17 protein-coding genes are annotated in these 14,103 nt (G+C 33.8%); 16 read left to right on the top strand and 1 reads right to left on the bottom strand.

The window, feature by feature from the left end; translation table 11 throughout:
• Genes ccsB through HMPREF3029_RS04155 form a run of 4 tightly spaced genes read left to right on the top strand, consistent with a single transcriptional unit; the run spans nucleotide 1 to nucleotide 4,192 of the window.
• Entirely contained in the window at nucleotides 1–1,206 is a 1,206-nt protein-coding gene (gene ccsB / locus HMPREF3029_RS04170; protein ID WP_070709959.1) for a c-type cytochrome biogenesis protein CcsB, read from the top strand.
• Nucleotides 1,207–1,218: 12 nt separating this feature from the next.
• Entirely contained in the window at nucleotides 1,219–1,929 is a 711-nt protein-coding gene (locus tag HMPREF3029_RS04165; RefSeq protein WP_070709958.1) for a response regulator transcription factor, read from the top strand.
• Nucleotides 1,926–3,626 (top strand): HAMP domain-containing sensor histidine kinase, encoded by a 1,701-nt coding sequence (locus HMPREF3029_RS04160; protein ID WP_070709957.1) that lies wholly within the window; start codon nucleotides 1,926–1,928, stop codon nucleotides 3,624–3,626. The genes HMPREF3029_RS04165 and HMPREF3029_RS04160 overlap by 4 nt, the downstream gene beginning before the upstream one ends.
• Nucleotides 3,623–4,192 (top strand): ECF transporter S component, encoded by a 570-nt coding sequence (locus tag HMPREF3029_RS04155; RefSeq protein WP_070709956.1) that lies wholly within the window; start codon nucleotides 3,623–3,625, stop codon nucleotides 4,190–4,192. Before HMPREF3029_RS04160 ends, HMPREF3029_RS04155 begins: the two co-directional genes overlap by 4 nt.
• A 78-nt stretch (nucleotides 4,193–4,270) precedes the next feature.
• On the opposite strand, the gene HMPREF3029_RS04150 is transcribed toward HMPREF3029_RS04155, so the two are convergent.
• Complete coding sequence (locus HMPREF3029_RS04150; RefSeq protein WP_102167314.1) at nucleotides 4,271–4,522, bottom strand: ferredoxin; 252 nt, start codon at nucleotides 4,520–4,522, stop codon at nucleotides 4,271–4,273.
• Nucleotides 4,523–4,674: 152 nt separating this feature from the next.
• Between HMPREF3029_RS04150 and HMPREF3029_RS04145 the strand changes: the two genes are divergently transcribed.
• The 12 genes from HMPREF3029_RS04145 (at nucleotide 4,675) to HMPREF3029_RS04090 (ending at nucleotide 14,081) form a co-directional block, all read left to right on the top strand.
• The gene (locus HMPREF3029_RS04145; protein ID WP_070709955.1) at nucleotides 4,675–5,634 is read left to right on the top strand and encodes a LysM peptidoglycan-binding domain-containing protein; all 960 of its coding nucleotides are present in this window, start codon (nucleotides 4,675–4,677) and stop codon (nucleotides 5,632–5,634) included.
• Nucleotides 5,635–5,649: 15 nt separating this feature from the next.
• Complete coding sequence (gene cmk / locus HMPREF3029_RS04140) at nucleotides 5,650–6,309, top strand: (d)CMP kinase (RefSeq protein WP_070709954.1); 660 nt, start codon at nucleotides 5,650–5,652, stop codon at nucleotides 6,307–6,309.
• Nucleotides 6,299–6,895 (top strand): lysophospholipid acyltransferase family protein, encoded by a 597-nt coding sequence (locus HMPREF3029_RS04135; protein WP_040928147.1) that lies wholly within the window; start codon nucleotides 6,299–6,301, stop codon nucleotides 6,893–6,895. The genes cmk and HMPREF3029_RS04135 overlap by 11 nt, the downstream gene beginning before the upstream one ends.
• Nucleotides 6,896–6,950: 55 nt before the next feature.
• Entirely contained in the window at nucleotides 6,951–8,132 is a 1,182-nt protein-coding gene (gene rpsA, locus HMPREF3029_RS04130) for a 30S ribosomal protein S1 (protein WP_070709953.1), read from the top strand.
• A gap of 93 nt (nucleotides 8,133–8,225) precedes the next feature.
• Nucleotides 8,226–9,536, top strand: coding sequence for a ribosome biogenesis GTPase Der (gene der, locus HMPREF3029_RS04125; RefSeq protein ID WP_070709952.1), 1,311 nt, complete (start codon nucleotides 8,226–8,228; stop codon nucleotides 9,534–9,536).
• Between the two features lie 16 nt (nucleotides 9,537–9,552).
• Nucleotides 9,553–10,605, top strand: a complete 1,053-nt coding sequence (locus tag HMPREF3029_RS04120; protein ID WP_070456515.1) for an NAD(P)H-dependent glycerol-3-phosphate dehydrogenase — start codon at nucleotides 9,553–9,555, stop codon at nucleotides 10,603–10,605.
• Nucleotide 10,606: 1 nt separating this feature from the next.
• Nucleotides 10,607–10,813, top strand: coding sequence for a DUF2768 domain-containing protein (locus HMPREF3029_RS04115; protein WP_083314976.1), 207 nt, complete (start codon nucleotides 10,607–10,609; stop codon nucleotides 10,811–10,813).
• Nucleotides 10,806–11,546: a hypothetical protein gene (locus HMPREF3029_RS04110; RefSeq protein ID WP_070456517.1), complete on the top strand. Its 741-nt coding sequence runs from the start codon at nucleotides 10,806–10,808 to the stop codon at nucleotides 11,544–11,546. Before HMPREF3029_RS04115 ends, HMPREF3029_RS04110 begins: the two co-directional genes overlap by 8 nt.
• A gap of 105 nt (nucleotides 11,547–11,651) precedes the next feature.
• Entirely contained in the window at nucleotides 11,652–11,924 is a 273-nt protein-coding gene (locus tag HMPREF3029_RS04105; RefSeq protein ID WP_070709951.1) for an HU family DNA-binding protein, read from the top strand.
• Between the two features lie 58 nt (nucleotides 11,925–11,982).
• Nucleotides 11,983–12,444 carry a hypothetical protein gene (locus HMPREF3029_RS04100; protein WP_068128423.1) on the top strand — a complete coding sequence of 154 codons (462 nt, stop codon included), beginning with the start codon at nucleotides 11,983–11,985 and terminating at the stop codon, nucleotides 12,442–12,444.
• A complete protein-coding gene (locus HMPREF3029_RS04095) occupies nucleotides 12,434–13,141 on the top strand; it encodes a demethylmenaquinone methyltransferase (RefSeq protein ID WP_068128425.1) in 708 nt (235 codons plus the stop codon). Before HMPREF3029_RS04100 ends, HMPREF3029_RS04095 begins: the two co-directional genes overlap by 11 nt.
• The gene (locus HMPREF3029_RS04090; RefSeq protein WP_068128503.1) at nucleotides 13,125–14,081 is read left to right on the top strand and encodes a polyprenyl synthetase family protein; all 957 of its coding nucleotides are present in this window, start codon (nucleotides 13,125–13,127) and stop codon (nucleotides 14,079–14,081) included. Before HMPREF3029_RS04095 ends, HMPREF3029_RS04090 begins: the two co-directional genes overlap by 17 nt.
• The last annotated feature ends 22 nt before the right edge of the window (nucleotides 14,082–14,103 follow it).

Raw genomic sequence — 14,103 nt, 5'->3', positions numbered from 1 at the left:
ATGACCGATCATTTACTATTAAAGATCAGTAACATCTCAATGTTTATTGGATTTATATTATTACTTATATCACTCGTACCACTTGGTATGAGTATTAGTTCTAAACGATCATCACGATATGCGAATATAGCAATTTGGATTGTTACGATCGCATTTATATTAGAACTCACTTATTTTGTGTTTAGATGGCTTGCAACTGGACATGCGCCTGTATCTAACCTTTTTGAATTTATTGCGATGTTCTCTATCATGCTAATTTTTGGATACTTAGTAACGTATCACTACTATAAAACGAAAGTTTTTGGATTGTTTGCGATTCCGGTTTCGTTGTTATTACTCTGGTATGGTGCATTATTCTCAACAGATGTAGCACCACTTATTCCAGCGTTACAAAGTAACTGGCTTGCAATTCACGTCATTACAGTAACGATTTCATACGGGATATTATCGATGAGTGCCGTTGCGGGATTCATTTATTTACTAAAAATTATTCCTGAAAATGAAAAGTCTTGGAGATCATTTTTCTTAGAAACAATTACGTATTTTATAATCGTCATTGTGACATTTATGTTAATGATGGTTCTTATGCGCGGCGTCGTGAAATACGAAGCAGACTTCTTCTATGTTAATCAGCAAGGTAATGAATCCGTTGTAACGTATAATTTACCGAGCTTAATTAACTACAAAGATTCAATTCCAGTTGAGCATTTAGGAAATAATGAATACGATCGTACAGAGCACTTTACAACAGGTATTGAAGTTCCACCGATCATAAAAGCTCATTCATTAAATACGGTAATATGGTCTATCGGTGTCGGTTTAATCGTTTATGGGTTATTACGACTCATTTTAAGAAGACGTATTTACACATTACTTAAACCAGTTGCTAATAAAGCCGACTTAAACTTAATGGACGACATTGGATATCGTTCAGTAATTATCGGTTTCCCATTATTTGCTTTAGGTGGTATTTTCTTCGCAGCTATTTGGGCACAAGCAGCTTGGAGTAGATTCTGGGGATGGGACCCGAAAGAAACATGGGCCTTTATTACGTTTATGTTCTATACAATTTTCTTACACTTACGTATTAATAGAGGGTACGAAGGTGAAAAATCAGCGTGGTTAGCCGTTGCAGGATTTTTCTTAATCTTATTCAACTTAGTCGCAATTAACTTAATTGTCGCAGGCTTACATTCATACGCTTAAAGAGGTGACGAAATGTCGAAACGTAAAGTATTGGTTGTAGATGATGAAGAAAGAATTCGTAAACTCGTCATCTTATATTTAGAAGCAGATGATTATGAAATTACAGAAGCAGATAATGGTGACGATGCTTTAGAACTTGCAATGAATGAAGACTTTGATTTGATTATTTTAGATGTAATGATGCCTGGTAAAGATGGGTTTGAAGTGACGAGAGAGCTAAGAATGCATAAATCAACACCGATTCTCTTATTAACTGCTAAAGGTGAAGAAAATGACGTATTAGAAGGTTTTGAAGCAGGTGCTGATGATTATGTTAAAAAGCCATTCTCTCCACGAGAAGTGTTGCAGAGAACTAAAGCTATTTTAAAACGTTCATCAGAAACTGCGTATATGAAGTTTGATTCATCCAGTCGCGACATTATCGTCTATGAGCATTTAGAAATCGATAACGATGCACACAAAGTAACGGTAGATGGGCAATATGTAAATTTAACGCCGAAAGAGTACGAGTTATTACTATTTTTAGCCGAAAATCCAGACAAAGTATTCGATCGTAAAGAACTGTTAAAAGAAGTTTGGAATTATGAGTTTTACGGTGATTTACGAACAGTCGATACACATATTAAACGTTTGAGAGAGAAGTTAAATGATGTATCTGTCGATGCAAGTTTAATGATTCAAACTGTTTGGGGCGTCGGATATAAATTCGTGGTTACAGAATGACGATTAAAAATAGTTTAGTTGTAAAACTGTGGTTTACTATCATCATGATAGTAACCGCAGTTTTAATTATATTGTCCATTAGTTTAGCTTTTTACTTTAGAAACTACGCTCTAAATAGTAGCGATCAAAAACTATTAAACGATTTAGAGCGTATAGAACAAGAAATACTCAGTCAACACGAACCTGTCATTGAATCTACAAAAGTAATTACTGAAGAGAACTTAATCATTTACCAAGACGGTCAATTTGTATCGAGTAATACAGAGACAGACCGATCTGTGTTTAACTACATTTTAAATAGTGAAGGCCTACAAGAGGATACTTTTTTCGTTAAAGATGAAGAAAACATCGATTACATGGTAAAAGTGCTTAATATGACGCAGTACTATGATACAGATACAATGCTTATAAAATACTCGGATATGTCACCGATTTATAAATCGATACGTGATATTACGATGATTATATCAGTGAGTGCTTTTGTATTATTTATCGTTACGACATTATTTGCTTTTATTTTAATCCAAAGAATTACTGATCCATTAATTGATTTGAGAAATGCTTCGTTAAAAATGGCAAGTGGAAAATTCCAAAAATTAGAAGTTAAAAATTTTGATGAAATCGGAGAATTGACACTTGCATTTAATAAGATGAGTGAAGATATTAAAGGAAATATCGATAACCTCGAGTATGAGAAAAACTTGAGAGAATCAATATTCACATCAATTTCTGATGGTATAGTATTTTTTGATGAATCAAACAGTCAAATTTACCGAAATAAAGAAGGTAATACATGGTTCAAAGAGATTTCACAGCATGAAAGCTTAATAGAAAAAATTAACGAATGTATTATTCGCTGTCGGGAAAACTTTGAATCTTATTCGATTACTGAAGAGCTAGATACAGATACGTATATTGAAATTTTCTTTACACCTGTGAATTATGCAGAGTCAAAAACAGGTGTTACGATGACTATCCGTAACGTGTCGCATGAGAAGAAACTAGAAACAATGCGCGCACAGTTTATATCGAGTGTATCTCATGAGTTAAAAACTCCAATGGTTATGGTCACTGGTTATACTGAGGCATTACTAGATGAAATTGTCACTGATCCAAAAGAAGTAAAGAATATGTTAAGTATTATTAAAGAAGAATCTGACCGTATGAATCACTTAATCAACGAGTTAATTGAAATTAATAAGTTAGAAACTGAATCGGGATTATTTAATATTAAAGAAAATGATTTAAACGTGTTGATGGCTGATTTACAGAAGCGATTTGATTATGAAATGAAGAAAAATCAGTTGAACTTTAAAGTTAAAAATAGGCTAAATAATTCTCTCGTTCCTTTTGACTATGATAAAATGTACCAAGTGTTTACGAATTTAATCGATAATTCAATTAGATATACTTCAGACGGAGATACTATCTCAATAAACATTGACGAAACGAACACTCATGTAGTGATTACATTATCTGATACAGGTATTGGTATGAAAGCTTCAACGCTAAATCGTATATTTGAACGTTTCTATAAAGAAGATAAAGCAAGAACCAGAGGTAAACAAGGTACAGGTCTTGGACTTAGTATCGTAAAAAGTATTATTAATGGCCATAAAGGAACAATTACGGTTGATAGCGAGTACGAAAAAGGCACGACATTTATTATGACGTTAAGTAAAGGAGAACAACTATGAACCAGTCACAGATTTACAAAATAATTATGATTAGTATTTTATCAGCGATTTCTTTTATACTCATGCTGATAAGCGTACCACTACCATTCTTTCCACCATTTTTAAAATTTGATATTGCAGATATTCCTGCCTATATAGGATTTATACTATTCGGTGGTGGAGTCGGAGTTTTAATAATAGCTATAAAAATTATCATATATGGTTTTCTCGTTTCCAGTGAACCAATCGGTCCGATAGCGAATTTACTCGCATCACTTAGTTACTTAATTCCGATATATATTATCTATGTTAAAAGTAAAACGAGCAAAAGTTTAATAACGGGAATTGTCGTCGGTACACTATTCATGACGTTCGTGTTATCGATACTTAATTACTTTATCTTATTACCATTATATGGAATGATTTTAGATCAGCGTGCAGTGTTTGAAAACGTAAAAACACTTGTAACAGTAGGTATCATTCCATTTAACATCGTAAAAGGTATTTTACTCGGTGTAGTCATCTATATCGTTCACACAAAATTAATTCCAATACTGAAAAAGCAAAAAGAAAAGAGTACTCTGTAAAACTGATGTGCTACCCTAAAGTTGGATTTTAGTGTCCAACTTTAGGGGTGCAGCTCATTAAAAACAGAGTACTCTTTTTTATTCAAACTTTAACGGATCTCCGTCGAACGGTTCATCGGCTACTTTTATGGAATCTGTCGGACACCCTAGATACGCCATCTCAAGGTCACCAAGGAGTTCTTCAGGAACAGGTGTTATACCTTCATTGTTATCGAGTATGGAGTACGAAATTCCGTCATCGTCATAATCGAAAATATCCGGCGCTGACGCTCCACATGCTCCACAAGCAATACAAGTGTCCTGGTCAGAAATAGTATATTTAATCGTCACATTGTCACCTCTTAATAACACTATATTAAGGTGTTTATTTCTTCTTTTCAACCAATTGCTTTTCAAAAATTCCTCGCTTTCGAATTCCCTTTAAAAGTATAGGAAAAAAGACTATAATAAAAGTAATAATGTATGTAGGGTAGGAATGTATTATGAAAGATGATTTTTATAAAGATATACAGCATAAACGTACTGATACAAATAAAGATGAACGAACAAGACGTCGATCTAGAAAAAATAAAGTAGACGAACAGTTCAGCCGTAGCGCGAAGTATAATCGTGAAGAAAATAAAACTGTAAAAAATGAAAATAAAAAAGAAAACAAACCTAAAAAAGATGACGATAAGTCTGTAATTGCTGCAATTTTAGCATCCTTCAAGAGTACTTCATCGAAATATGGTGATCAGTTTTCTAAAGAGATGCAGCAATCAAAATCAAAGTTAAAAGATTTTAAAAACAAACATTTAAACACTCAATCAATTAAAAACAATAAAAATAAAAAGTCTCTACTCGTTTTACTCGCACTTTTAATTCCGTTAACTCTCGTTTTAGGTGTAATGATTGTCTCTAACTTTTGGCCTTCAGGTGACGGTATAGATGAACAATCTGTTGCAAGCGATAAAAAAGAAGAGAACACGAGACAAATTGACAAAGAATTTGAAAGTAAAAAAGCTGAATTAGAAAAGCAGTTTGCAAAAAACAAAGATAGTAACTCTAATAAAAAGAGTAAAGATAATAAAGACGGTGAAGAAGTCGCTTCAAATAAAGATGGTAATCTGCCAGCGAAATACTCTGAAGAACAAATCGCAAGTCTTGAAAAGCTTGGTCAATCAGTCATTTCATCTAAGAAAGAATCTGACGTAAAGAAAGCTGAACAAAAAGCTGCTGAAGAAAGAGAACGTGAACGCCAAGCAGAAGAGGCTAAAAAGAAAGAAGAAGAAGAAGAGAATAAAGTCGGAGCGACACACGTTGTTACTGCGCAAGATAACTTATACCGAATCGCACTGAGATATTATGGTTCAGGTTCACAAGAGAACGTCCAAAAAATAAGAGATGCGAACGGTATTCCTGGAAACAACTTAACAGTTGGTCAAGAACTCATTATTCCATAAGAAAAGGTGTCATGAATGTCAAAAATTAATATAACAATTGATGGTCCTGCTGCCGCTGGTAAAAGTACCATCGCAAAAATTGTTGCGAATCAATTAAATTATAAATATTTAGATACTGGTGCAATGTACCGAGCGGTTACTTTATATTCTCTGAATTTAAGTGAATCACTTACTGAATCAAATATTACAGACGCTAAAATAAATTTTAGTGAATCTGGAGATGTATTTTTAAACGATACGAACGTTACAAAAGATATACGTAATAGTGAAGTAACAAATAGAGTAAGTTCTATTGCTTCAATCGATTTTGTACGTGATTATCTTGTCGATATGCAACGCGAAATAGCAGCAGATAAAGGTATCGTAATGGACGGTAGAGATATCGGTACTGTTGTAATCCCAGATGCTGAGTTAAAAATTTATTTAACAGCGAGTCCTGAAATTCGTGCAAAACGTCGACTTATTGAAGAAGAAGCTCGTGGAAATAATATTACATTAGATAATTTAATTAAAGAAATCATTGCACGTGATGAAAGTGATATGAACCGCGAACATTCACCGTTAAAAAAAGCTGAAAGTGCAATAGAGATTAATACTGATAATATGACGATTGACGAAGTTGCGTCGGCAATTTTAAACTATGCACGCGAAAGGATTAACGACAATGTTTTATAAAGTTATGAAAGTATTTGTGACGTTATATTACCGAGTGCGTCATAAAATCACAGTCATCGGTGAAAATAACATTCCAAAAGAAGGGCCTGTTTTACTCGCTGCAAATCACAAATCATTACACGATCCACCAGCGATTGGTATTTCCGTAAAACGTGAGATGTCATTTTTCGCAAAATCCGAGCTGTTTAAAAACAAATTATTCGGTGCAGCAATCCGTAATTTAAATGCAATACCTGTCAATAGAGGTAAAGGAGATCGTGCGGCATTAAAAACGTCGATTGAGGCATTAAAAGAGGGACGCATGCTGTTAATGTTTCCAGAAGGGACACGTAATAAAGATAGAAATGATGAGTTAAGACCTCTTCAAGAAGGTGCAAGCTTTATCGCAATGAGTGCAAAAGCGCCGATTGTTCCAGTTGCTGTACGTGGAAATTATGATGATAAAAAGGGCGTAACGATTATATTCGGTCAACCTATATATACAGATGAGTTAAGGAAAGATGGTTTAAAGAGAAAAGATATTACGAAAATTTTAGAAAATAATCTAAATAATTTGTTAAATGGACCTTTACACCTTGACAAATAGCTAGATTTATAGGAACTTAATAGTATTAAGCGTTTTAAAATTGGAGGATAACGGTATGACAAACGAAGAAAAATTTGAAGAAAACTTAGAAGTTGAAAACACAGAAACTGTTGAGTCTAAATACAACGAAGGCGACGTTGTAACTGGTAAAGTTTCTAAAGTTGAAGAAAAGTTTGTAGAAGTTGAACTTGAAGACGGTACGACTGGAGTCGTTCCAATTAGTCAATTAACTTCAAAACGAATTGATACAACAGATGAGATTGTAAGTCTTGATGATGAGCTTACAGCTAAAGTAATTAAAATCGAAGATGAGTCAACAGTAGTTGTTTCTGTGCGTCAATATGAGACAGAAGAAGCATACAATGACTTAAAATCTAAAAAAGAAAACGATGAAACAATTCAAGCAGAAGTAATTGAGGTTGTTCCTGCTGGATTAGTTGTTGACGTCGGTGCACGTGGTTTCATCCCTGCATCACTTATTTCAACGCAGTTCGTTGAAGACCTTACTCAATTTGATGGTCAAACTCTAGACGTTAAAGTTGAAGACGTTGATCCAGACAATAACCGTATTATTTTAAACAGACGCGTTTTAGAAGAAGCAGCTGAAAAAGAAGAGTTACTTAAAAACTTCGATTCACTTGAAGAAGGTGAAGTCGTTGAAGGTGAAGTCGTTCGTACAACAAACTTCGGTGCTTTCGTTAATGTTAATGGTGTAGATGGGCTCGTACACATCTCAGAAATTGACTACAACAGAGTAGATAGCGTTGAAGATGCTGTTTCAATTGGAGACACAGTCAATGTAAAAATTCTTTCAGTAGACAAAGATAACGAAAGAGTATCACTTTCAATTAAACAAGCTGGAGACAGCCCGTTCGATAAATTCTTCAACGAGCATAAAGTCGGCGACGTTGTAAAAGGAACTGTTAAACGCCTAGTAGACTTCGGTGCTTTCGTAGAAGTTGCTGAAGGTGTAGAGGGGCTTGTTCACGTATCAGAAATTTCATATGATCATGTTGAACACCCACAAGACGTATTAAAAGCAGAAGAAGAAGTCGATGTTAAAATTATCGGATTCAACGAAGAAGACGAGAAAACATCACTTTCAATTAAAGCAACAAAAGAAAAACCACAACGTCCAGTTCAACAAAAAGATAAAACAGTTTATAAAGACGAAGAAGACGATGCACCTACATTAAGAGATATTTTAGGTGACAAACTTAAAGATTTAGGTCTTTAATCATACGTAAAAGAGCGAGGGAACTCGCTCTTTATTTTTTTATAGAATAAAATTAGAGTTATGATAAAATATAAGAGAAATGAGGGAAGTTGAATGATACCTACAGTAGCAGTCGTGGGACGACCGAACGTTGGAAAATCCACGTTATTTAATAGAATTATTGGAGAAAGAAAATCAATTGTAGAAGATACTCCAGGCGTTACAAGAGACCGAATATATGCTACAGGAGATTGGCTCGGTCATGAATTTAATATCATAGATACTGGTGGAATTGAACTCGATGACAACTTATTCCAAAATGAAATTTCAGTACAAGCAGAAATTGCAATTAATGAAGCTGATGTAATAGTAATGGTTGTAAATGGACGTGAAGGTGTTACAAATGATGATGTTCACGTTGCGAATATTTTACATCGTTCAAAAAAACCTGTCGTATTAATGGTCAATAAAATCGATTCATACGAAATGCGTTCAGAAATATATCAGTTTTATGAATTAGGTCTAGGCGACCCTTATCCAGTATCTGGTTCTCATGGTTTAGGATTAGGAGATGTTCTAGATAAAGTCATTGAAAACTTTAGTACATTAAACTATGAAGTCGATGAAGATGACTCAATTAAAGTTTCTTTAATTGGACGACCGAACGTTGGTAAATCTAGTTTAGTCAACGCAATACTCGGCGAAGATCGTGTTATTGTCTCGAATATTGCTGGGACGACTCGAGATGCTATCGATACAAAACTTGAAAAAGACGGGTTTAACTATACATTTGTCGATACAGCGGGTATTCGTAAACGAGGAAAAGTGTACGAAAACACAGAAAAATATTCGGTATTACGAGCTAACGTTGCGATTGAACGAAGCGACGTAGTTTTACTCGTTTTAAACGGCGAAGAAGGTATTCGAGAACAAGATAAACGCATTGCAGGAATTGCACATGAAGCAGGAAGAGCAATTGTTATAGTCGTTAACAAATGGGACGCCGTTGAAAAAGATACACAAACGATGCGTAAATTCGAACTAAAGATTAGAGATCAATTTAGATTTTTAGATTATGCACCAATTGCATTCGTTTCAGCGAAAACTAAAAGTCGTGTGCATACGTTATTCCCACTTATTCATACAGCCGATAATGCACATAAGCAACGCGTTCAATCGAGTGCGTTAAACGAAGTGCTAGTAGATAGTGTTGCAATGAATCCTACACCGACAGATAAGACAGGAAAACGATTAAATATTTTCTACGGGACTCAAGTCAGCGTCGCACCACCGACGTTTGTAGTTTTTGTAAACGATCCAGAGCTCATGCATTTTAGTTATAAGCGATACTTAGAAAATCGTTTAAGAGAAGCTTTTGACTTTACAGGAACACCAATTCATATCATTACACGTCGTCGAAATTAATATAGGAGAGAGTTTTATGAATATAACAATTATAGGGACAGGTAGTTTTGGTACAAGTCTTTCAATGATACTCGATTCTAACAATCATCATGTACTAATGTACGGCAGAAATAAAAGTACTGTTCAAGAAATCAACAAAGATCATACGAACAAAAACTATTTAAAAGATATTACGCTAAGTGAGACAATTAAAGCGACAGATGATCTTAAAGATGCTATTAAGCATGGTGATATATTAATACTCGCAGTTCCAGTAAAAGCAGTCCGAACTGTAAGTAAACAAATTAACGATTATTTAAATGAATTAGATAAACAAGTGTTAATATGTCACGTTGCTAAAGGATTAGAACTAGGTACTCATAAACGTGTGTCTGAAATTATCATTGAAGAAATTGACGAAAAAAATTATATAGACGTCGCAATTTTAAGTGGACCATCACACGCAGAGGAAATCGCATTAAAACAACCGACAACAGTAAGTACAGCCTCAATAAATAAAACAGGTCAAAAGCAAATTCAAGATGTATTTATAAATAAATACTTTAGAGTGTATGAAAACAATGACTTAATTGGCGTGGAAGTAGGCGGTGCGCTTAAAAATATTATCGCCCTTGGAATTGGTATTTTAGATGGTCTAGGATTTGGAGATAATACAAAATCTGCTGTTATTACGCGAGGTCTTCATGAGATCGCAAGACTCGGTACTAAAATGGGTGCGAATCCTTTAACTTTTATGGGATTAACAGGTGTCGGTGACTTAATTGTAACAGCGATGAGTGAACATTCTAGAAACTTCAGATGTGGGAAGATGCTCGCTAGTGGACAGTCACTCGACGATATTGTTGAAAATATGGGAATGGTCGTCGAAGGTGTTAACACGACAAAAGCAGCATACGAGCTTGCAAAAATTCACGACGTCGATATGCCGATTACGAATGTATTGTACGAATATTTATTTGAATCAATCTCTGAGACAGATGCTTTAATCTCTTTAATGATGAGAGAAAGAAAGTCTGAAACGGAAGGTTTATTAGAAATTATGAGAAATCATTTAGAAGCGGAGAAATAAAATGTTTGATATATCTAGAATGGATTTAATGTGGGTGTCGTTTTATTCGATGGGTGCGATGGCACTTGCGGCACTCTTAATATATATCTCACGTTATAAAATGCCATATCGTTTCGTAAGTATTATCATGTCAATTATTGCATGGTTACTTCTAATATTTGCATTTATAACAATGATACTCGTATTAGGAGGCAGTAACCATGCGTAACGCATTAAAACTATTCGTTTTATTATCAGTTTCACTCTTACTAAGTGCTTGTATGTATCCACAGAGTGAGCGTGATAAAAATGCACAGCCAAAAGAATCACAAATTAAAATGGTCGAGAACGCAGTCAAACAATTCCAAGAAGATAACGATGGATTATTACCATTTAAAACAACTGAAAATCATCTAGAAAATAGAGAGTATTTACAATACCAAGTAGACTTTAACAAATTAGTTCCGGACTATATTAGTGATATTCCACCGACAGCGTTTGAAAATGGTGGACATTATCAATATGTCATTATCGATGAAGATACAGACCCTAAAGTAAAAATCGCAGATTTAAGAATTACGAACACAATTCGCTCGTTAACGACTCGTTTAAACGTACTTAGTGATCATGTTAAATTAGGTGATATGGTCGGTCCAAACGTTTATATGTTAGATTTAGACCATTATCATCTCGATCAAAATCCAACAGTTACGAGCCCATATACAGGTAATTCATTAAACGTATATTTTAATGGTGGAGAAGAATTTTTAGTTGATTATCGTGAAGATGTGCAACATATCATTGATGACCAAGAATTATCGTTTAAACCTGGCGAAGACGTACGCCACGTCTTATATGAACATACACCTGTCGTACCGATTTACAGTCCAGAATTAACCGTCGATGAAAACAATAATGTTATCTTTATGACGAGCAAAATAAAAAAAGAAGCAAATAAATAATAATATACTAAAGAATGCTGAAATATGTTGAAGTGACGGCATTCCTGTGGTAAAGTCAAAACATAATGATTAATCATTATATAGAATCTAGGAGGTCATTTAATTATGAACAAGACTGATTTAATTAACGTAGTAAGCGACAAAGCTGATCTTACTAAAAAAGATGCAGGTGCTGCTGTAGACGCAGTTTTCGAAGCAATCCAAGGATCACTAACTAAAGGTGAAAAAGTTCAATTAATCGGATTCGGTACTTTCGAAGTACGTGAGCGTGCTGCACGTAAAGGACGTAACCCACAAACTGGTGAAGAAATTGAAATTGCAGCATCTAAAGTACCAGCTTTCAAAGCAGGTAAAGCTCTAAAAGACGCAGTAAAATAAGAATTTTAATAGACCTAACTGATGTTAGGTCTATTCATTTATAAGGGTGATTTTTTTGTTGGCGTTAAGTGAAATTATGACTTATTTTGATGATGACATTCAAAACAAATATTCAAATTTTGTAAATGAACTAACTGATGATACATATTATTTATTTAAAGATAAAGAAATGATTGAAGCTGTTATAAAATTTAATATCGCATTACTTCTACTCGATGAAGAGCCTAACAAAGATACAGTCGAAACACATATTTTATACAATGATTTATTAATGACAGAGTTTTACAGTGCGATGGCAGATAAAGGTCATTACAAAATACTATCTGATATAGTAGTGCTAACAAAACAATCAATCTCAAAAAAATCAAAATGTTATGAAATGAATCAATTATCGTTTAAAAATAAAAAAGAGTTATTGTTTACGCCGATTGATTATTTAATTTCAAATGGATATATCAGTAACACTATAGATAAAACGATTGAAGCATTTTTAGATGATGGTGAAAATAATGAAAGATAATAAAATACAAAATATATTTAACACAATTTCAAAAGATTACGACCAAATGAATGACATTATAAGTTTTAAACAACATGATGTATGGCGTAAAAAGACGATGTCTGAAATTTTTCTTCACGATGATGATAATGTATTAGATCTATGTTGTGGAACTGGTGACTGGACAATTCAACTTGCTGAAAGTAATCCTAATGTAAATGTAATTGGATTAGACTTCAGTGAAAACATGCTAAAAGTTGCAGAGAGTAAAGTGAAACATCTTCAAAATGTAGAGTTACTTCAAGGTGATGCAATGGATTTACCGTTTGAAGATAATTCGTTTGATTTGATTACGATTGGTTTTGGTTTAAGAAATTTACCAGATTATAAACAAGCGCTTATTGAAGTGGCTAGAGTCCTAAAACCAGGCGGTCATTTCGTTATTCTAGAAACATCTAATCCGAATAACAAAGTCGTTGCGACATTATTTAACATATATTTCGGTAAAATCATGCCATTATTTGGAAAAATCTTTGCGAAAAGTGGCGAAGAGTACAAATGGCTCTATGAGTCAACGAGAGATTTTCTATCAAAAGAAGAGTTAAAAGATTTAATGGATTCAACTGGGTTTACAAATATAAAAATAGTCCCTCATAACATGGGTATGGCTGCAACCCATTTAGCATATAAACCGATTGATTATGACAAAACCGTTTAAATCTTTTATAAAGCCTGATTTAAAGAAAATAGAGGCGTATATTAAAAAGAATCTAGACCCAGGAACTTCTATAGTAAACGATGAAAGTTTTAATTTATACGTCACAGGCGGTAAAAAGCTTAGACCATCACTTGCACTTCTCGTTGGTAAATTAGGGGACAAAGATAAATATAATGATTTAATTAAAACTGCAGCGAGTTTAGAACTAATTCATATGGCAAGCTTAGTTCATGATGATATTATCGATGACTCAGAGACGAGAAGAAAACGTAAGACTACGTTTTATAAACATGGTTACTTTCAAGCAGTTAATACAGGTAACTTTTTAATTTCCAGTGCGATAGAAGCAGTGTCTCACATAGAACATCAAGAGTTTCACGACACATATGCTCTTGCGATGCGTCAAATTGTAGAGGGAGAGCTATTCCAATTCGATACTCAGTTTGACGATATGCAGACAATAGATAATTATTTAGATAAAATTTATAAAAAGACAGCGTTACTCATCGTATTAAGTATTAAACTTGGAGCATTTGCTACCAATGTTGATCGAAAAGTACTTAAATCTTTGATTGAATACGGATATAACGTTGGAATGAGTTTTCAAATTATAGATGACTATTTAGATTTTACAGCTAGTGAAAAAATCCTTGGTAAACCTAAATTTTCAGATTTAAAAAATGGTCATTATACATTACCTGTACTATTACTCAGAAATAAAGATAGCACATTTAGATCAATGTTAAAAAAGTATAGTAAGCATAGAGCAAACAGTGAAGAATTATCCAAATATATATTAGAATCTAATGCGATTCAAGAGTCAAAAGCAATAAGTAATAAATATTTAGATGACGCATTACAAAATGTGACGGATATTGAGTCACCAATTAAAGAATATTTAGTTGAAGTAGTAGAAAAACTGAGAGACAGATTAAATTAAAGTGACATTTATTACTCATAAA

The organism is Nosocomiicoccus sp. HMSC059G07 (assembly GCF_001815515.1).
In the GTDB taxonomy this organism is placed as follows: Bacteria; Bacillota; Bacilli; order Staphylococcales; family Salinicoccaceae; genus Nosocomiicoccus; species Nosocomiicoccus ampullae_A.
Note: the sequence above shows the minus strand (reverse complement) of the source record. Positions and strands in the feature narration are given on the sequence as shown.

Coding starts and splice junctions, on each gene's coding strand:
- ccsB (WP_070709959.1), top strand. CDS start 1: ATGACCGATCATTTACTATTAAAGATCAGTAACATCTCAATGTTTATT.
- HMPREF3029_RS04165 (WP_070709958.1), top strand. CDS start 1,219: ATGTCGAAACGTAAAGTATTGGTTGTAGATGATGAAGAAAGAATTCGT.
- HMPREF3029_RS04160 (WP_070709957.1), top strand. CDS start 1,926: ATGACGATTAAAAATAGTTTAGTTGTAAAACTGTGGTTTACTATCATC.
- HMPREF3029_RS04155 (WP_070709956.1), top strand. CDS start 3,623: ATGAACCAGTCACAGATTTACAAAATAATTATGATTAGTATTTTATCA.
- HMPREF3029_RS04145 (WP_070709955.1), top strand. CDS start 4,675: ATGAAAGATGATTTTTATAAAGATATACAGCATAAACGTACTGATACA.
- cmk (WP_070709954.1), top strand. CDS start 5,650: ATGTCAAAAATTAATATAACAATTGATGGTCCTGCTGCCGCTGGTAAA.
- HMPREF3029_RS04135 (WP_040928147.1), top strand. CDS start 6,299: ATGTTTTATAAAGTTATGAAAGTATTTGTGACGTTATATTACCGAGTG.
- rpsA (WP_070709953.1), top strand. CDS start 6,951: ATGACAAACGAAGAAAAATTTGAAGAAAACTTAGAAGTTGAAAACACA.
- der (WP_070709952.1), top strand. CDS start 8,226: ATGATACCTACAGTAGCAGTCGTGGGACGACCGAACGTTGGAAAATCC.
- HMPREF3029_RS04120 (WP_070456515.1), top strand. CDS start 9,553: ATGAATATAACAATTATAGGGACAGGTAGTTTTGGTACAAGTCTTTCA.
- HMPREF3029_RS04115 (WP_083314976.1), top strand. CDS start 10,607: ATGTTTGATATATCTAGAATGGATTTAATGTGGGTGTCGTTTTATTCG.
- HMPREF3029_RS04110 (WP_070456517.1), top strand. CDS start 10,806: ATGCGTAACGCATTAAAACTATTCGTTTTATTATCAGTTTCACTCTTA.
- HMPREF3029_RS04105 (WP_070709951.1), top strand. CDS start 11,652: ATGAACAAGACTGATTTAATTAACGTAGTAAGCGACAAAGCTGATCTT.
- HMPREF3029_RS04095 (WP_068128425.1), top strand. CDS start 12,434: ATGAAAGATAATAAAATACAAAATATATTTAACACAATTTCAAAAGAT.
- HMPREF3029_RS04090 (WP_068128503.1), top strand. CDS start 13,125: ATGACAAAACCGTTTAAATCTTTTATAAAGCCTGATTTAAAGAAAATA.